Origin of the sequence: Streptomyces sp. NPDC001714 (genome assembly GCF_042892755.1) — a bacterium.
Lineage (GTDB): Bacteria > Actinomycetota > Actinomycetes > Streptomycetales > Streptomycetaceae > Streptomyces.
The window spans coordinates 153,626-171,212 of the sequence record NZ_JBIAUL010000013.1 but is presented as its reverse complement, the minus strand read 5'-3'; the positions used below and the strand labels follow the sequence as shown (position 1 = coordinate 171,212).

General features: G+C 70.4%; 16 protein-coding genes. 2 read left to right on the top strand and 14 right to left on the bottom strand.

Going from position 1 to position 17,587, the window contains the following annotated elements:
* Positions 1-247: 247 nt before the first annotated feature.
* Positions 248-1,510 carry a histidine--tRNA ligase gene (gene hisS / locus ACFY0P_RS31205; RefSeq protein WP_388920428.1) on the bottom strand — a complete coding sequence of 421 codons (1,263 nt, stop codon included), beginning with the start codon at positions 1,508-1,510 and terminating at the stop codon, positions 248-250.
* Positions 1,511-1,521: 11 nt separating this feature from the next.
* Positions 1,522-2,232: an MBL fold metallo-hydrolase gene (locus ACFY0P_RS31200; protein WP_388920425.1), complete on the bottom strand. Its 711-nt coding sequence runs from the start codon at positions 2,230-2,232 to the stop codon at positions 1,522-1,524.
* Between the two features lie 178 nt (positions 2,233-2,410).
* Between ACFY0P_RS31200 and ACFY0P_RS31195 the strand changes: the two genes are divergently transcribed.
* Together ACFY0P_RS31195 and ACFY0P_RS31190 are read left to right on the top strand one after the other, a co-directional pair.
* On the top strand, positions 2,411-3,235 hold the full coding sequence (locus tag ACFY0P_RS31195) for a peptidylprolyl isomerase (RefSeq protein WP_388920422.1): 825 nt from the start codon (positions 2,411-2,413) through the stop codon (positions 3,233-3,235).
* 135 nt (positions 3,236-3,370) lie between these two features.
* On the top strand, positions 3,371-4,600 hold the full coding sequence (locus tag ACFY0P_RS31190; protein WP_388920419.1) for a DUF349 domain-containing protein: 1,230 nt from the start codon (positions 3,371-3,373) through the stop codon (positions 4,598-4,600).
* Positions 4,601-4,673: 73 nt separating this feature from the next.
* On the opposite strand, the gene ACFY0P_RS31185 is transcribed toward ACFY0P_RS31190, so the two are convergent.
* The 12 genes from ACFY0P_RS31185 to ACFY0P_RS31130 all read right to left on the bottom strand — a co-directional run bounded on the left by ACFY0P_RS31185 (position 4,674) and on the right by ACFY0P_RS31130 (position 17,518).
* Positions 4,674-7,202, bottom strand: a complete 2,529-nt coding sequence (locus ACFY0P_RS31185; protein WP_388920416.1) for a RelA/SpoT family protein — start codon at positions 7,200-7,202, stop codon at positions 4,674-4,676.
* A 227-nt stretch (positions 7,203-7,429) separates the two neighbouring features.
* Positions 7,430-7,969 carry an adenine phosphoribosyltransferase gene (locus tag ACFY0P_RS31180; RefSeq protein ID WP_388920413.1) on the bottom strand — a complete coding sequence of 180 codons (540 nt, stop codon included), beginning with the start codon at positions 7,967-7,969 and terminating at the stop codon, positions 7,430-7,432.
* Positions 7,966-9,078 carry a protein translocase subunit SecF gene (gene secF / locus ACFY0P_RS31175; RefSeq protein WP_388920410.1) on the bottom strand — a complete coding sequence of 371 codons (1,113 nt, stop codon included), beginning with the start codon at positions 9,076-9,078 and terminating at the stop codon, positions 7,966-7,968. Before secF ends, ACFY0P_RS31180 begins: the two co-directional genes overlap by 4 nt.
* Positions 9,079-9,081: 3 nt before the next feature.
* Positions 9,082-10,887: a protein translocase subunit SecD gene (secD, locus tag ACFY0P_RS31170; protein WP_388920407.1), complete on the bottom strand. Its 1,806-nt coding sequence runs from the start codon at positions 10,885-10,887 to the stop codon at positions 9,082-9,084.
* A 141-nt stretch (positions 10,888-11,028) separates the two neighbouring features.
* Positions 11,029-11,559, bottom strand: a complete 531-nt coding sequence (gene yajC / locus ACFY0P_RS31165) for a preprotein translocase subunit YajC (protein WP_388920404.1) — start codon at positions 11,557-11,559, stop codon at positions 11,029-11,031.
* 524 nt (positions 11,560-12,083) lie between these two features.
* On the bottom strand, positions 12,084-13,157 hold the full coding sequence (ruvB, locus tag ACFY0P_RS31160) for a Holliday junction branch migration DNA helicase RuvB (protein WP_388920401.1): 1,074 nt from the start codon (positions 13,155-13,157) through the stop codon (positions 12,084-12,086).
* 27 nt (positions 13,158-13,184) lie between these two features.
* The gene (gene ruvA / locus ACFY0P_RS31155; protein ID WP_388920398.1) at positions 13,185-13,790 is read right to left on the bottom strand and encodes a Holliday junction branch migration protein RuvA; all 606 of its coding nucleotides are present in this window, start codon (positions 13,788-13,790) and stop codon (positions 13,185-13,187) included.
* Entirely contained in the window at positions 13,787-14,326 is a 540-nt protein-coding gene (gene ruvC, locus ACFY0P_RS31150; protein ID WP_388920395.1) for a crossover junction endodeoxyribonuclease RuvC, read from the bottom strand. Before ruvC ends, ruvA begins: the two co-directional genes overlap by 4 nt.
* Before the next feature lie 199 nt (positions 14,327-14,525).
* Positions 14,526-15,278: a YebC/PmpR family DNA-binding transcriptional regulator gene (locus ACFY0P_RS31145; protein WP_133025988.1), complete on the bottom strand. Its 753-nt coding sequence runs from the start codon at positions 15,276-15,278 to the stop codon at positions 14,526-14,528.
* Between the two features lie 52 nt (positions 15,279-15,330).
* Positions 15,331-15,936 (bottom strand): pyridoxal 5'-phosphate synthase glutaminase subunit PdxT, encoded by a 606-nt coding sequence (gene pdxT / locus ACFY0P_RS31140; RefSeq protein WP_388920391.1) that lies wholly within the window; start codon positions 15,934-15,936, stop codon positions 15,331-15,333.
* A 20-nt stretch (positions 15,937-15,956) separates the two neighbouring features.
* Positions 15,957-16,862 (bottom strand): pyridoxal 5'-phosphate synthase lyase subunit PdxS, encoded by a 906-nt coding sequence (gene pdxS / locus ACFY0P_RS31135; RefSeq protein WP_388920388.1) that lies wholly within the window; start codon positions 16,860-16,862, stop codon positions 15,957-15,959.
* A 104-nt stretch (positions 16,863-16,966) separates the two neighbouring features.
* Entirely contained in the window at positions 16,967-17,518 is a 552-nt protein-coding gene (locus ACFY0P_RS31130) for a hypothetical protein (RefSeq protein WP_388920386.1), read from the bottom strand.
* Positions 17,519-17,587: the final 69 nt, after the last annotated feature.

Below are 17,587 nucleotides of genomic sequence, written 5' to 3'. Positions count from 1 at the left end.
ACGCCCTGACGACCCGCCGCCGCACCCGCGCCCCTCCCGGCTTCCCAACCCGCTTCCTCGCGCGCTGCGCGCCGCCCGCTTCTCCGATCGCCTCGCGGTGCGATTCGCTTCCCGGCCGACCGAGTCGGGTGGTGGGGGGCAACAGGTCGGGGTCGAAGGGGCGCAGCCCCTGGAGAAGGGACGGGTAGGGGCGGCGGGGGCGATGAACGCCCCTCGCCGCCCCGGTCTGCCGCGGTCTGCCGCGGTCTCAGCCCAGGCGGGACTCCAGCTCCGCCACGATCTCGTTGACGCCCACCGCCGACTGCTCGCCGGACTCCATGTCCTTCAGCTGCACGACACCCTCGGCGAGGTCCCGCTCGCCGGCGACGATCGTGTAGCGGGCGCCACTGCGGTTGGCGTTCTTCATGGCGCCCTTGAGGCCCTTGGCACCGTAGGAGAAGTCCGCCGCGATGCCCACCCGGCGCAGCTCCGTGACCTTCGCGAAGAGCACGCGACGCGCCTCCTCGCCGAGCGGAACCGCGAAGACGCTGGTGGCGGACGGGATGTCGAGTTCGACGCCCTCCGCCTCCAACGCCAGCACCGTGCGGTCGACGCCCAGCGCCCAGCCGACGGACGGCAGCGCGGGGCCGCCGATCATCTCGGAGAGGCCGTCGTAGCGACCGCCGCCGCCCACCGCCGACTGGGAGCCCAGGCCGTCGTGGACGAACTCGAAGGTCGTACGGGTGTAGTAGTCCAGGCCGCGGACCAGCTTCGGGTCGTCCTCGAAGCCGACGCCCGCCGCCGTGATCAGCTCCCGGACCTCCTCGTGGTACGCCTTGCACGCGTCGCAGAGGTAGTCGCGCAGGAGCGGCGCGTCGCCCAGCTGCTTCTGGACCGACTCCCGTTTGTCGTCCAGGACGCGGAGGGGGTTGATCTCGGCCCGGCGCAGGGTGTCCTCGTCCAGGTCCAGGCCGCGCAGGAAGTCCTGGAGGGCCGCGCGGTACACCGGGCGGCACTCCTTGTCGCCCAGGCTGTTCAGCAGAATGCGGAAGTCGCGCAGCCCCAGCGACCGGTACGCCTGGTCGGCCAGGATGATCAGCTCGGCGTCCAGGGCCGGGTCCTCGGCACCGATCGCCTCGGCACCGACCTGCGAGAAGTGGCGGTAACGGCCCTTCTGCGGACGCTCGTAGCGGTAGTAGGAGCCGGAGTACCAGAGCTTGACGGGGAGGTTGCCGGCCTTGTGGAGGTTCGCCTCCAGAGCGGCGCGCAGCACGGAGGCCGTGCCCTCGGGACGCAGGGCCAGCTTGTCGCCGCCCTTGGTCTCGAACGCGTACATCTCCTTGGTGACGATGTCGGTGGACTCACCGACACCGCGCGCGAAGAGCTCGACGTTCTCGAAACCCGGGGTCTCGATGTAGCCGTAGCCGGAGTTGCGCAGCGGCGCGGCGATCGCCTCGCGGACGGCCAGGTACTTGGCACTCTCCGGCGGGATCAGGTCGTAGGTGCCCTTGGGGGCCTGAAAGGTGCTCACGGAAGTTCTCGTCACATTCCTCGTCGGGGAGCGTCGGCTTGCGCTCCCTGGCCGGCGGCCACCTGCCGCAGATAGGCGTTGGTGGCGCGCTCCTGGCCGATGGTCGTCTGGGGGCCGTGGCCGGACAGCACCACGGTGGAGTCGTCGAGCGGCAGGCACACGCGGGCCAGCGAGGCCAGCATGTCGTCCATGGAGCCGCCCGGCAGGTCCGTGCGTCCGATGGAGCCGGCGAAGAGCAGATCGCCCGAGAAGAAGACCGAAGGAATGTCGGCCGTCTCCGGCATCTGGAAGGTCACCGACCCCCTGGTATGGCCCGGCGCGTGCGCGACGGAGAATTCGAGTCCGGCCAGCTCCAGCTTTGCGCCGTCGGTCAGTTCGAAGACGTCGTCCGGCTCCCCCACCGTCAGCTCGCCCATCAGCGGCATGCCGATGGACCGGCCGAGCGCCTTCTCGGGGTCGCTCAGCATGTACCGGTCCTCGGGGTGGATCCACGCCGGTACGTCGTGCGCTCCGCAGACGGGGACGACCGAGGCCACGTGGTCGATGTGGCCATGGGTCAGGACGACGGCGACGGGCTTGAGCCGATGCTTCTTCAGTGCTTCCTCGACGCCTTCGGCGGCCTGGTGGCCGGGGTCGATGATCACGCACTCCGCACCGGCGGCAGGGGCGACGAGATAACAGTTCGTCCCCCAGGCCCCGGCGGGGAACCCGGCAATGAGCACGATCGTCCTTCGTTGTGTCGGTTCGGGTGGCTGCAAGCTGTGGTCCAGAGCCTACCGGCGCTGCCGTTTCCTCAGCGAACCCATATACGGTACGGGGCTACACGCAGTGGTCGGCTCACACAGCGCACAGGACGCACGCGTACCGGTCGACATACGACACGCATGAGGAGAGAACCCGGTGGTCAGCCAGGAGCAGCGGCGGCGTCAGCTCGCCCGGGAGAAGTTCTTGCGGCAGCAGCAGCGGCGTACCAGCGCACGGCGCAAGACACGCATGCGCAACTCGGTGATCGCGTCGGTGCTCGGCGTGCTCGTGATCGTGGGTGTCACGCTGTACACGACCGGCGCGCTGAAGGGCAACGACGACAAGGCGAACGCCAGCTCGGAGACGACTCCCAGCGCCTCCGCCTCGCCCAGCAAGGCACCCGACCCGTGTGAGAAGGCCGCGGCCGGCTCGGTGAAGAAGCTGAGCTGGAAGAAGGAGCCGGCGATGACGATCGACACGTCGGCGAAGTACACGATGACGCTGTCGACGACCTGCGGCGACATCGGCATCGCGCTGAAGACGTCGGCGGCCCCGCACACCGTGAACTCGTTCGACTTCCTCGCCTCGAAGGGCTACTTCGACCACACGAAGTGCCACCGGCTCACCACCAACGGCATCTACGTGCTGCAGTGCGGCGACCCGACGGGTACCGGAAGCGGCGGTCCCGGGTACACGATCCCTGACGAGAACCTGAAGGACACGAGCCTGAAGGGCGGTGTCTACCCGGCGGGTACGGTCGCGATGGCCAACACGGGCCAGAAGCACACCGGTGGCAGCCAGTTCTTCCTGGTCTACCAGGACAGTCAGTTGCCGCCCAGCTACACCCCGTTCGGCACCGTCGACGCCTCCGGACTGAAGGTCCTCAAGAAAATCGCCGCCGCGGGTGAGAGCACGGGACAGGGTGACGGAGCCCCGAACGCGACGGTCGTGATCAACAAGGCCACGGTCACGAAATCCTGACCACGAACTGCGAAATTTCGGTCGCGCGGGATGCGGACAGGCAACCCGCCGGTCGCCTATGTTGGCCGTGACGAAACTGTGGACGATGCCCGGGGGCGCTGAGGCCCCTCGCGGGCATCATGTGGAGGAGGCGCTGTGAGCAGCGACCCGTGGGGCCGCGTCGACGAGACGGGGACCGTGTACGTGCGTACGGCCGACGGCGAGCAGGTCGTCGGTTCCTGGCAGGCCGGCTCCCCCGAGGAGGCGCTGGCCTACTTCGAGCGCAAGTACGAGGGCCTGGTTGTCGAGATCGGCCTCCTCGAAAAGCGAGTAAAGACCACCGACCTGTCCGCGAAGGACGCCCAGGCCGCCATCGACCACCTGCGCGAGCAGGTGGAGGCGCACCACGCGGTCGGTGACCTGGACGCGCTGCGGACCCGGCTGGCCGAGCTCGTGAAGACCGTGGACTCGCGCCGCGAGGAGCGCAGGGCGCAGCGTGCCAAGCAGTCCGACGAGGCCCGGCAGGCCAAGGAGGACCTGGTCGTCGAGGCGGAGCAGCTGGCCCAGTCCGACCAGTGGCGGGCGGCCGGTGAGCGGCTGCGGTCCCTGGTGGACACCTGGAAGGGCCTGCCGCGCCTGGACCGCAAGTCCGACGACGAGCTGTGGCACCGCTTCTCGCACGCCCGGTCGGCGTTCTCCAAGCGTCGCAAGGCGCACTTCGCGCAGCTCGACGCACAGCGCGAGGACGCCCGCAAGGCCAAGGAGAAGCTGGTCGCCGAGGCGGAGTCGCTGTCCGACTCGACGGACTGGGGTCCGACGGCCGCGCGCTACCGCGAGCTGATGGCCGAGTGGAAGGCCGCGGGCCGCGCCCAGCGCGAGCACGAGGACGACCTGTGGAACCGCTTCCGCGGCGCCCAGGACGTGTTCTTCGCGGCGCGCGGTTCCGCGTTCGCCGAGCGGGACGCGGAGCAGACGGAGAACCTGAAGCTGAAGGAGGAGCTGGCCGCGGAGGCCGAGAAGCTCCTGCCGATCACGGACCTGAAGTCGGCGCGGTCCGCCTTCCGCTCGATCAACGAGCGGTGGGAGGCCATCGGCCATGTGCCGCGCGACGCGCGTCCGAAGGTCGAGGGCCGGATGCACACGGTCGACCGGGCGATCCAGGAGGCCGAGGAGGCCGAGTGGCGCCGGACCAACCCGGAGGCTCGCGCGCGTGCCGCGGGCCTGACCGGCCAGCTGCAGGCCGCCGTCGACAAGCTGAGGACGCAGATCGACCAGGCCCGCGCCCAGGGCAACACGTCGAAGGCGGAGAAGCTGGAGCGTGAGCTGGAGGGCCGCCAGGCGCTCCTGGACCAGGCCCTGAAGGGCCTCCAGGAGTTCGGCGGCTAAGTTATCCCGTCCACATCGAGAGGGGCCCCGTACACGCCGTACGGGGCCCCTCTCGTCGTATGCCTGTCTGCCGCTACGACCGGTTGCGCGCCGAGGTGACCCGGTAGACGTCGTACACGCCCTCCACGCCCCGTACGGCCTTCAGGACGTGACCCAGGTGCTTGGGGTCGCCCATCTCGAAGGTGAAGCGGGAGGTGGCCACCCGGTCGCGGGAGGTCTGGACGGCCGCGGAGAGGATGTTGACGTGCTGGTCGGACAGGACGCGGGTGACGTCGGAGAGGAGCCTGGACCGGTCCAGGGCCTCGACCTGGATGGCGACCAGGAAGACCGAGGACTGGGTGGGCGCCCACTCGACGTCGAGGATGCGCTCGGGCTCGCGGGACAGTGACTCGACGTTGACGCAGTCGCTGCGGTGAACCGATACACCGCTGCCGCGCGTGACGAAGCCGATGATCGGGTCGCCGGGCACCGGCGTACAGCACCGGGCCAGCTTGACCCAGACGTCGTCGACGCCCTTCACGACCACGCCGGGGTCCTGGTTGGTGCGCCGCTTGCGGCCGCGGGTGCGGGTCGGCGGGACCGCCTCGTCGATCTCCTCGGTGGCCGCCTCCTCGCCGCCGAGCGCCTGCACCAGTTTCTGCACGACGTTCTGCGCGGCCACATGGCCCTCGCCGATCGCCGCGTACAGCGAGGAGATGTCCGGGTAGCGCATCTCGTGCGCCAGCGTCACCAGCGAGTCGCCGGTGAGGATGCGCTGGATCGGCAGGTTCTGCTTGCGCATCGCGCGGACGATGGCGTCCTTGCCCTGCTCGATCGCCTCGTCCCGGCGTTCCTTGGAGAACCAGCCGCGGATCTTGTTGCGGGCGCGCGGGGACTTGACGAAGCCGAGCCAGTCGCGGGACGGTCCGGCGCCGGTCGCCTTGGAGGTGAAGACCTCGACCAGGTCGCCGTTGTCCAGCGTCGATTCGAGCGGGACGAGACGGCCGTTGACCCTGGCGCCTATCGTCCGGTGGCCGACCTCGGTGTGGACCGCGTACGCGAAGTCGACGGGGGTGGCCCCGGCCGGGAGTGCTATGACGTCGCCCTTGGGCGTGAAGACGAAGACCTCGTTGCGGGACAGGTCGAAGCGCAGGGACTCCAGGAACTCGCTGGGGTCCTCGGTCTCCTTCTGCCAGTCGAGCAACTGCCGCAACCAGGCCATGTCGTTGAGGTGGTCGTCCTTGCCCTTGCCGGACGACTTGGGCACGTCGGTGCGGACCTTGGAGGCGCCGGCGACGGCCTCCTGCTTGTACTTCCAGTGCGCGGCGATGCCGTACTCGGCGCGGCGGTGCATGTCGAAGGTGCGGATCTGGAGTTCGACCGGCTTGCCGTTGGGCCCGATGACCGTCGTGTGCAGCGACTGGTACATGTTGAACTTGGGCATCGCGATGTAGTCCTTGAAGCGCCCCGGAACCGGGTTCCAGCGCGCGTGGACGGTGCCCAGGGCCGCGTAGCAGTCGCGGACGGTGTCCACCAGGACGCGGATGCCCACCAGGTCGTAGATCTCCGCGAAGTCCCGGCCGCGGACGATCATCTTCTGGTAGACGCTGTAGTAGTGCTTCGGCCGGCCGGTGACGGTCGCCTTGATGCGGGCGGCGCGCAGGTCGGACTGGACCTCGTCGGTCACTATGGCGAGGTACTCGTCCCGCTTGGGGGCGCGCTCGGCGACCAGCCGGACGATCTCGTCGTACATCTTGGGGTAGAGGATCGCGAACGCGAGGTCCTCCAGCTCCCACTTGATGGTGTTCATGCCCAGCCGGTGGGCGAGCGGCGCATAGATCTCGAGGGTCTCGCGCGCCTTCTTCTCCTGCTTCTCGCGCTTGAGGTAGCGCATGGTGCGCATGTTGTGCAGGCGGTCGGCGAGCTTGATGACCAGGACGCGCGGGTCCTTGGCCATGGCGACGACCATCTTGCGCACGGTCTCGGCCTGCGCGGCCTCGCCGAACTTGACCTTGTCCAGCTTGGTCACGCCGTCGACGAGCAGCGCGACGACGTCGCCGAAGTCGCGGCGCAGGTCCTCCAGGCCGTACTCGGTGTCCTCGACGGTGTCGTGCAGCAGGCCCGCCATCAGGGTGGCCGGGTCCATGCCCAGCTCGGCGAGGATGGTGGTCACGGCGAGCGGGTGCGTGATGTACGGGTCGCCGCTCTTGCGCTTCTGGCCGCGGTGCCAGCGCTCGGCGACCTGGTAGGCGCGCTCGATCTGGCGGAGCGTGGCGTTCTCGATCTTGGGGTCGTTGCTGCGGACTATGCGCAGCAACGGCTCCAGAACCGGGTTGTACGGGTTCGCACGCTGCACGCCGAGGCGGGCGAGGCGGGCCCTGACGCGGTTGGAGGAGCCGGAGCGCGGGGGTGTGCCGGCGTTGGGGCGAGCGGCGGAGCGCTCGGGCGGGGACGGCTTGGGGCGCGAGGCCTCGGCCGACTTCTCGGCGGGCGCGGACTGGGCGTGCTCGACCGACCCACGGGTGTCGTTCTTCGTCTGCGACACGGTCGGCGCGGGCTTGGCCGCGGGCGCCGAGGCGGACTCGGGCTTGGCGGCTGTCAGTGGCTGGGCCTCGTCTGGCAAGAGGGCTCCTCGTGCGCGATCCGGGTCCCCCGGTCAGGCTCCGGAGTGCCCATGGTAGCGATCCTGGGCCATGTCATCGCCTGCAGGCCGGACGGAGGACCGTATACGGGAGAAACACCGGAGGCTGCCGTGGGATTCCACAGGGGTGTCCTGCGGGTTGCCCGGGCCCCTCGGGAACGCGAACGGCCGCCCCCGAGGGGACGGCCGTTCCGTCGGTCGTACGGCGCTCAGACCTGGAGGAGGGCCTCCAGCGGCGCTCCCCGCAGGGCCGGCTCCAGGCGGCCGCGGCCGCCCAGGAAGCCCAGCTCCATGAGGACCGCGACGCCCGCGACCTCGGCGCCGGCGCGGTGGATCAGCTGGATCGCGGCCTCCGCGGTGCCGCCGGTGGCGAGCACGTCGTCGACGATCAGGATCCGGTCGTCCGACCCGAGGTCCTCGGCGTGCACCTCGATCTCGGCCGAGCCGTACTCCAGCTCGTAGGCCTGGCGGAGGGTGGCTCCGGGGAGCTTGCCCGCCTTGCGGACCGGGATGAAGCCGAGGCCGGCGCGGACGGCGACCGGGGCACCCAGGATGAAGCCCCGGGCCTCCAGACCGACGACCTTGGTGGCGCCGGTGCGCTCGGCGATCTCCGCGAGGGCGTCGGTGAGCGCGGTGAACGCGGCCGGGTCCGCCAGGAGCGGGGTGATGTCCTTGAACATCACGCCCTGCTCCGGGTAGTCCTCGACGTCCCGGATACGGCTGAGCAGCAGCTCCTTGATGTCGGTCACCGGCGCTTCCCCGACGGGCGGCCGCGACCGCCCCGGTTGCGGGAGGCGGGCTGGTTGCGGGGGCCGACGACGGCCGGAGCGGCGTCCTCGGGTCCCTCGCCGGAGCCGCCCACCCGGGCCTCGGCCATCTCCTCCTCGGCGGCGGCCTGGGCGCGCTTGGCGAGGACGCGCTTCTTCAGCGCCTTCATCTGCGGCTCGGCCTCCTTGAGGTCGGCGACGAGTGGCGTGGCGATGAAGATCGACGAGTAGGCACCGGCGGCGAGACCGACGAACAGCGACAGCGAGATGTCGTTGAGCGTGCCCGCGCCGAGGAAGCCGCCGCCGATGAACAGCAGGCCCGCGACCGGCAGCAGCGCGACCACCGTGGTGTTGATCGAACGGACCAGGGTGCCGTTGATCGAGTGGTTGGCGATGTCGCTGTAGGTGAAGCGGGTCTGCTTGGTGATGTCCTTCGTCTGCTCCTTGAGACTGTCGAAGACGACGACCGTGTCGTAGAGCGAGTAACCGAGGATCGTCAGCAGACCGATGACGGTGCCGGGCGTGACCTCGAAGCCGACCAGGGCGTAGATACCGGTCGTGATGGTGATGTCGTGGATCAGCGCGACCAGGGCCGCGAGCGCCATCCGCCACTCGAAGGCGATCGCCAGGTAGATCACCACGAGGACCATGAAGATGCCGAGGCCCTCCCAGGCCTTGTTGGCGATCTCGTCACCCCAGCTGGGGCCGACCAGGTCGGAGTTGATGGACTCGGGGTCCACCTTCATGTCCGTGGCCAGCTTGGCCTTGGTCGCGTCCGACTTCTCGGTGTCCATGCCGGCGATCTGGATGCGCAGACCGCCCGTGCCGAGCTTCTGCACGACCGCGTCGTGGCCGGAGGCCTCCTTCGCGTAGGTCTCCGCCTGGGACACCGAGACGCTGGTCTTGGAGGTGGTGAAGACGGCGCCGCCCTGGAAGTCGATGCCCATGTTCAGGCCGCGCACCGCCAGGCCGACGATGGCCGTGATGGTGATCAGGATGGAGATGCCGTACCAGATCTTGCGCTTGCCGACGAAGTCGTAGCTGATCTCGCCGCGGTGGAGTCGGGCGCCGAGGTTGCCGAGTTTCGACATCGCTCACGCTTCCTTCGGGTCGACAGGGCCGGCGACGGGGCCGGCGGGACGGCGGGTGCGGCGCAGCGGGGCCTTGGCGCCCAGGCCCTTCGGGTCGAGCCCGGACCACTTGTGGCCGCTCGCGAAGAACTTACGCCGGGCGAAGAGCGTCATCAGCGGCTTGGTGAAGAAGAAGACGACGACCACGTCGAGCACGGTGGTCAGGCCGAGCGTGAACGCGAAGCCCTGGACCTTGCCGACGGTCACGATGAACAGCACGGCGGCGGCCAGGAACGACACGAAGTCGGAGACCAGGATGGTGCGCCGGGCGCGTGGCCAGGCCCGCTCGACGGCGGGGCGCAGCGTGCGGCCCTCGCGGATCTCGTCCCGGATGCGCTCGAAGAACACGATGAACGAGTCCGCCGTGATACCGATCGCGACGATCGCACCGCAGACGGCGGGCAGGTTCAGCGCGAAGTGGATCGTCGGACCGAGCAGCGACATGATCGTGTAGGTCAGGATCGCGGACACCAGCAGCGAGGGGATCGCGATCAGCGACAGGCCGCGGTAGAAGGCCACCAGGTAGATGATGACCAGCGCGAGGCCGATGGCACCGGCCAGCAGGCCGGCGTGCAGCTGCTGACCGCCGAGGGCGGCGGTGACGGTGGTGACGCTCTCCGTCCTGAAGGAGAGCGGGAGCGCGCCGTACGACAGCACGTTGGCGAGGCTCTGGGCCTCTTGCTGGGTGAAGCTGCCGGAGATCTCCGCCGAGCCGCCGGTGATGGACTGGCTCACGGTCGGGCTGGAGACGACCTCGCCGTCGAGGACGATGCCGAACTCGTTCGTCGGCTGGGTGGTGTTCTTGGCGAGCTCGCCGGTGACGTCCGCGAACTTCTTGGATCCGCTGCCGGTGAAGGTCATCTGGACCTGCCAGCCGGCGGCGCCCTGCGTGTCGAAGACGGCCTGGGCCTTCTTGACGTCGGTGCCGTCGACGCGGGCCGGGCCGAGCACGTACTTGTACCAGGCGTCGCCGATCTTGCCGCAGGCCACGGTGGTGTCGGTCGGCTTGGCACTCTTGCCGGCGGTGGCGCGCTGCGCGGCCTTGGTGCAGTCCAGCGCGGTGTACTCGGCCTCCAGCTTCGAGGCCGCGGCGGAGGCGCTGGCAGAGGCGCTCGCGTCGGCCGAGGAGGTGGCGGAGGGGCTCGCCGACGAGGAGGCGGACGCCGAGGACGACGGCGTGGAGCCGGCCTTCAGGGCGTCGGTGACCGCGCGGCCCTGCGAGGTGGCCGAGGAGGACGGCGAGGCGGACGACCCGGTCGCCTTCTGGGAAGTCGACGCGCTGCTCGACGGGGAGGCGCTCGGTGAGGCGGTGGAGCTGCCGCTGGCGGACGCGCTCGGGGAGGCGCTCGACGCTGCGGCGCCGCTGGCCTCCTGGGCCAGGACCGGGCGGAAGTACAGCTTCGCGGTGGTGCCGACCTGCTGGCGGGCCTCTGCGGAGTTCGTGCCCTTGGGGATGTTGACGATGATGTTGCTGGTGCCCTGGGTCTGGACCTCCGCTTCGGACACGCCCAGACCGTTGACACGGCGGTTCATGATCTCGACCGCGGTGTTCATGTTGGTCTTGTTGATCGCGTTGGGCTGGCCCGGCTCGTTCCTCGCCTGCAGCGTGATGCTCGTACCACCGGCCAGGTCGATACCGAGACGCGGAGTGGTGTTTCCGGAGGCGAACATTCCGCCGGTGAGCGCCACGATGGCGATCAGGATGAGGGCCAGCGAGCGCCCTGGCTTGCTCTGGGCGCTCGCGCTCCGGCCCCTCTTAGGTGCTGCCACCTTCTCGTACTCCCTCTCGGGCCGCCGCGCGCCTGGTCGGTGCGGTCGGCCATGACATGGTGTCGGGATCCCGTGCGGGAAACGGACGCGCCCGGGGTGCGAGGTGCGCGTGGGATGTGCGCACCGCTCCCCGGGACACGGCTACTTCGCGTCGGAGTCGCCGTCGGTCTTCTTCGGCTCTTCGTCGGCCTTCGCCTCGGCGGTCGCGGACTCGGCCGGCCCGTCGGTCTTCTCCGCGGCCTCGCCCTCGTCCTCGGCGGCGTCCTTCTTCCCGAGGTCGACGGCCTTGTCGTCGGAGGCGGCGGCAGCGTCGGCAGGCTCGTCGTCGGTCTCGGTGAGGGAGGAGGCGTCGTCCGGGACCACGTCGGCGTCGGACTTCAGGTCGTGCTCGATGCCGTGCACGATGCGGTTGTACTCGTCGTCCGTGAGGATGGCGCCGATCGCGTTCTTGGCGAAGAGGAGCTCGACGCCCGGGCCGGCGTCGAGGAGGACCGTGTCCTCGTTGACTTCCTTGACCGTCGCGTACATGCCCCCGATGGTGCGGACCCCGTTGCCGGGCTGGATCTCGTTCCGCATCTGCGTGGCCTGCTGCTGACGCTTCCTGGTGGAACGCGTCATCAGGAACATGGCCGCGATGAGGACGATGAACACGAGAAGAGGCAAGCTATTCACGGGACGGAATTTCCTTCGCGCAGCCGCGGCGGTGAGCGGCCTGGATGATGGGGGTGTGGTCGGCGCCGCCCGCGAAGGCGGCATCGGCGGAGTCTAAGCGAGCCCGCGCGCATGGAACAACGTTCAGCATGGCACCTGGGTTCCTGGGCCCGCCAATGCCCCGCCGTCACGAAGCGATCACGTCTGTGGCGGAGGCCTGGTCGGCGGGCGGCGGCCCGTCCGGGCAGCGAGGGGCGCGAGTCCGGGGCCGCTCCCGGGATACGGCGGGCCCCGGGGGCGTTCTCATCGGCAACGGTTCGGGAACCGGAGGGGCGCAGGGCCGGGCATCGGACGCGCGCGGGCTCTGGCACCGGGTTTCCGGGGCCGGGGGCCGGTTTTCCGCAGCCCCGAAGCCCGGATACCCGCGGGCCCGGATGCCCGCACACCCGAAGCCCCGGATGTCCACAGACCCGAAGCCCGGATACCCGCACACCCGAAGCCCGGATACCCGCACACCCGAAGCCCGGGCCCTCGCCTTGTCGGTGTCAGGTGCCGAACAGGTCCTGCTGGCCGGTCCCGCCCGCCGAGCCGCGCGGCGCGGTCAGGCCCAGGTGGGCCCAGGCGGCGGGGGTGGCGACGCGGCCGCGTGGGGTGCGGGCCAGCAGGCCCTCGCGTACCAGGAAGGGCTCGGCGACCTCCTCGACCGTCTCGCGCTCCTCCCCCACCGCGACGGCGAGGGTGGACAGGCCGACCGGGCCGCCGCCGAACAGCTTGAGCAGGGCTTCCAGGACCGCGCGGTCCAGCCGGTCGAGGCCGCGCTCGTCCACCTCGTACACGGCGAGCGCCGCGTGCGCGATCTCGCGCGTGATCAGTCCGTCCGCCTTGACCTGCGCGTAGTCGCGGACCCGGCGCAGCAGCCGGTTGGCGATCCGGGGCGTGCCGCGCGAGCGGCCGGCGATCTCGGCGGCACCGGCCGGCTCGATCTCGACGTCGAGCAGGTTGGCCGAGCGGTGCACCACCCGCTCCAGCTCGCGCGGTTCGTAGAACTCCATGTGCGCGGTGAAGCCGAAGCGGTCGCGCAGCGGGGGCGGCAGCAGACCCGCGCGGGTGGTGGCGCCGACCAGCGTGAACGGGGGCAGCTCCAGGGGGATGGCGGTGGCACCCGGCCCCTTGCCGACGATGACGTCGACGCGGAAGTCCTCCATCGCCATGTACAGCATCTCCTCGGCGGGCCGCGACATGCGGTGGATCTCGTCGAGGAAGAGGACCTCGCCCTCCTGGAGCGAGGAGAGGATCGCGGCCAGGTCGCCGGCGTGCTGGATGGCGGGGCCCGAGGTGATGCGGATCGGGGCGCCCATCTCGGCGGCGATGATCATGGAGAGGGTGGTCTTGCCGAGGCCCGGGGCGCCGGAGAGCAGCACGTGGTCGGCGGTGGCGCCACGCGCGCGTGCGGCGCGCAGCACCAGGTCGAGCTGTTCGCGGACCTTCTCCTGGCCGATGAACTCGCCCAGGTCCTTGGGGCGCAGGGCCGCCTCGACGGCCTGGTCCTCACGGTCGGCGACGGCGCCCACCAACCGCTCCCCGTCGGCGCCGGTGTCGGTCGTGTCGTCCCGGTTCATAAGTGATGTGCCTCAGCGGTGGTGGGGTCAGCGGGCGCGGTTGAGGGTCTGCAGGGCCGCCTTGAGCAGCTGGCCGACCTGGGGGGTGCCCCCGGCGGCCTCGGCCTGCGGGGCGACGGCGGTGACGGCCTCGTCGGCCTCCCGGGTCGCGTAGCCCAGGCCGATCAGGGCGGCGTGCAGCTGGTCGCGCCAGCCCTGGCTGATCGGAGCCCCGATCGCGGGAGCGCCGATCGGCTCGCCGAGCCGGTCCTTGAGCTCGAGCAGCAGCTTCTGCGCGCCCTTCTTGCCGATCCCGGGGACGGCGATGAGCGCCTTCTCGTCACCCGTGGCGACGGCGCGGCGCAGCGCGTCCGGGCTGTGCACGGCGAGCATCGCCTGGGCGAGCCGCGGACCGACCCCGCTCGCCGTCTGGAGCAGCTCGAAGACCTGGCGCTCGTCGTCGTCCACGAAGCCGTACAGCGTGAGCGAGTCCTCGCGGACGACCAGCGAGGTGGCGAGCTTGGCCGGCTGGCCCATGCGCAGCCCGGACAGGGTGTTGGGGGTGCACTGGACGGCGATGCCGATCCCGCCCACCTCGACGACCGCGGAGTCCGGGGCGAGGGCGGCGACCGGGCCGCTGACGAAGGCGATCATGCCGTACGGCCTTTCGTTGCGTTTGCTGCGTGCAGGGCGACGGCCTGCTGGAGTCGGTTCTGCGCGGGGGCGCGCCAGATGTGGCAGATGGCGAGCGCGAGGGCGTCGGCGGCATCGGCGGGCTTCGGCGGGGCGCTGAGCCGGAGCAGCCGGGTGACCATGGCACCGACCTGGGCCTTGTCGGCGCGTCCGGAGCCGGTGACGGCGGCCTTGACCTCGCTGGGGGTGTGCAGGGCGACGGGGATGCCCCGGCGGGCGGCGCACAGCGTCGCGACGGCGCTGGCCTGGGCGGTGCCCATCACGGTCCGTACGTTGTGCTGGCTGAACACCCGCTCCACGGCGACGAATTCGGGCCGGTGCTCGTCCAGCCACTGCTCGATGCCCTGCTCGATGGCGACGAGGCGCTGGCCGAGCTCGGCGTCGACGGGCGTCCGTACGACCCCGACGCCGACCATGGTGAGCGGCCGGCCCGCGACACCCTCGACGACACCGACACCGCACCGGGTCAGTCCCGGGTCCACCCCCAGTACACGCACCGCGCCCCTCCCCTCTTTGCGGCCACACCGCCGCCGCTCTCGCGGACCCGGCCGAACCGTCGTGGTTGCTCGGTTGATGGTTGCGGTCCGTGGCGGTGATCTACGGACAGCGCCAGGCTAGTCGCTGCCACTGACAACAGCGGCGGGCCGGTGGGACGTGTCCCTCCGGCCCGCCGAATCCGCTCAGCCCGCGGCGGCGTTACGCGTCGACCTTCTCCATGACCTCGTCGCTGACGTCGAAGTTGGCGAAGACGTTCTGGACGTCGTCGCTGTCCTCGAGGGCGTCGATCAGCTTGAAGATCTTCTTGGCGCCCTCCTCGTCCAGCTCGACCTGCATGGTCGGGACGAAGTTGGCCTCGGCCGAGTCGTAGTCGATCCCGGAGTCCTGGAGGGCGGTGCGGACCGCGACCAGGTCGGTGGCCTCGCTGAGCACCTCGAAGGACTCACCGAGGTCGTTGACCTCCTCGGCGCCCGCGTCCAGGACCGCGCCGAGCACGTCGTCCTCGGACAGCTCGCCCTTGGGGACGATCACGACGCCCTTGCGGTTGAAGAGGTACGACACCGAGCCGGGGTCGGCCATCGAGCCGCCGTTGCGGGTCATGGCGACACGCACGTCGGAGGCGGCGCGGTTGCGGTTGTCGGTGAGGCACTCGATGAGCACCGCGACGCCGTTCGGGCCGTAGCCCTCGTACATGATGGTCTCGTAGTCGGCGCCGCCGGCCTCGAGACCGCCGCCGCGCTTGACCGCGGAGTCGATGTTCTTGTTCGGAACCGACTGCTTCTTCGCCTTCTGGATGGCGTCGTAGAGAGTCGGGTTGCCCTCGATGTCGACGCCGCCCATGCGGGCCGCGACCTCGATGTTCTTGATCAGCTTCGCGAAGAGCTTGCCGCGCTTGGCGTCGATCACGGCCTTCTTGTGCTTCGTCGTAGCCCATTTAGAGTGGCCGGACATCTGCCTGTCTCCTTCGCGTAACCCATCCAAACAACGAACGCCAGAGATCCTACTAGGACTCGGTCGCCCGGTTCGCGTGCACCATGTCGACGAACAGGGCGTGCACACGGTGGTCGCCGGTCAGTTCCGGGTGGAACGACGTGGCGAGCGCGTTGCCCTGGCGGACCGCGACGATGTGGCCGCCGTGCTCGGCGAGCACCTCGGCCTCGGCGCCGACCGACTCGACCCAGGGGGCGCGGATGAACACGCCCTCTACAGGATCGCCGTCGATCCCGCTGACGTCGACCGCCGCCTCGAACGACTCGTTCTGCCGCCCGAAGGCGTTGCGGCGCACGATCATGTCGATGCCGCCGACGGTCTCCTGGCCCGAGCGCGGGTCGAGGATCTTGTCGGCGAGCATGATCATGCCCGCGCAGGTGCCGTAGACGGGCATTCCGGCCCGCACGCGCGCACGGAGGGGCTCCATCACGCCGAACAGGACGGCGAGCTTGGAGATGGTGGTGGACTCGCCGCCGGGGATGACGAGGCCGTCCACCTCGGCGAGTTCCTCGGGGCGCCTGACCGGCCTGGCCACGGCGTCGGCCGCGGCCAGGGCGATGAGGTGCTCCCGTACGTCGCCCTGGAGGGCCAGGACGCCTATGACAGGTGCGTCGGTCATGTGTGCGAAACCCTTTGGCCTTACCAGCCGCGGTTGGCGTAGCGCTCGGACTCGGGGAGGGTGTCGCAGTTGATGCCGACCATGGCCTCGCCGAGGTTGCGGGACGCGTCCGCGATGATCTTCGGGTCGTCGTAGAAGGTGGTCGCCTTGACGATGGCGGCGGCGCGCTTGGCCGGGTCGCCGGACTTGAAGATGCCGGAGCCGACGAAGACGCCCTCGGCGCCGAGCTGACGCATCAGGGCCGCGTCGGCCGGGGTGGCGACGCCGCCGGCGGAGAACAGCACGACCGGCAGCTTGCCGAGCTCGGCGACCTCCTTGACCAGCTCGTAGGGGGCGCGCAGCTCCTTGGCGGCGGCGTACAGCTCGTTGTTGTCGCAGCCGCGCAGCTTGGCGATCTCGCCCTTGATCTGGCGCAGGTGGCGGACGGCCTCGACGACGTTGCCGGTGCCGGCCTCGCCCTTGGAGCGGATCATGGCCGCGCCCTCGGCGATCCGGCGCAGGGCCTCACCGAGGTTGGTGGCGCCGCAGACGAAGGGGGTGGTGAAGGCCCACTTGTCGGAGTGGTTGACCTCGTCGGCCGGGGTGAGGACCTCGGACTCGTCGATGTAGTCGACGCCGAGCGACTGCAGAACCTGGGCCTCGACGAAGTGACCGATCCGGGACTTGGCCATGACCGGGATCGAGACGGCCTCGATGATGCCCTCGATCATGTCCGGGTCGGACATCCGGGCCACGCCGCCGTCCTTGCGGATGTCGGCCGGGACCCGCTCCAGGGCCATGACGGCGACGGCGCCCGCGTCCTCGGCGATCTTCGCCTGCTCCGGCGTGACGACGTCCATGATCACGCCGCCCTTGAGCTGCTCGGCCATGCCGCGCTTCACACGGGCGGTGCCGGTCTCGGGGGTCTGGTTCTCACTGGTGGACACGGGTGACCTCACTCGCTGAAAGAGGGTTTCTGCAAACACCGAGGAAACGCGAGCGGACCAGTCCACAGCAAGGGCCAATGGGAAGGCGGTGGATCGTTTTCCGGTCAGGCCGTGCGCTCCACCAGCGCGGCAGGCGGTTCGTCGTCCATCTCGAAGGCCAGCGGGAAGGGAGCGTGTCCGGCCAGCCGGAACCAGCGGACCTTGCGGTGTTCGCGCAGCCGGCGGGCCGCGCCGACGGCGTCGTTGTGGAAGCGGCGGGCCATCGGGACCCGGCGCACGGCCTCGGCCAGCTCGCTCGCGGCGGCGTCGCCGCCGGGTGCCTCCCGGACCTCCTCGACCTGCTGCGGGTCCTCGAAGACGGCCCGCAGCGCCTGGCTCAGCTCGCTCTCCGCCACCTCCCGCTGCTCCTCCTCTGCCTGCCGGGCGGCGTGCGCGGCCTCGTACAGCACGATCGATGAGGCGGGATCCAGCACCCCCGAGGTCGCCAGCTCCTGGGCCACCGAGGCCCGCCGCAGCAGCTGGGCGTCGAGAGCGGCACGGGCGGCGTCGATCCGCGCGTGCAGCCGGTCGAGGCGGCCTGCGGTCCAACTCAGGTACAGGCCGACCACCACAAGGGCAGCGAGGATCCAGAGGGTCCAGATCAGGGAAGCGCTCACGGGCGGAACGCTATAGGAGACGCTCGCGGCAGCGCGCCCCAAAGGGGCGCTGGGGGCACCCCCGGCCGA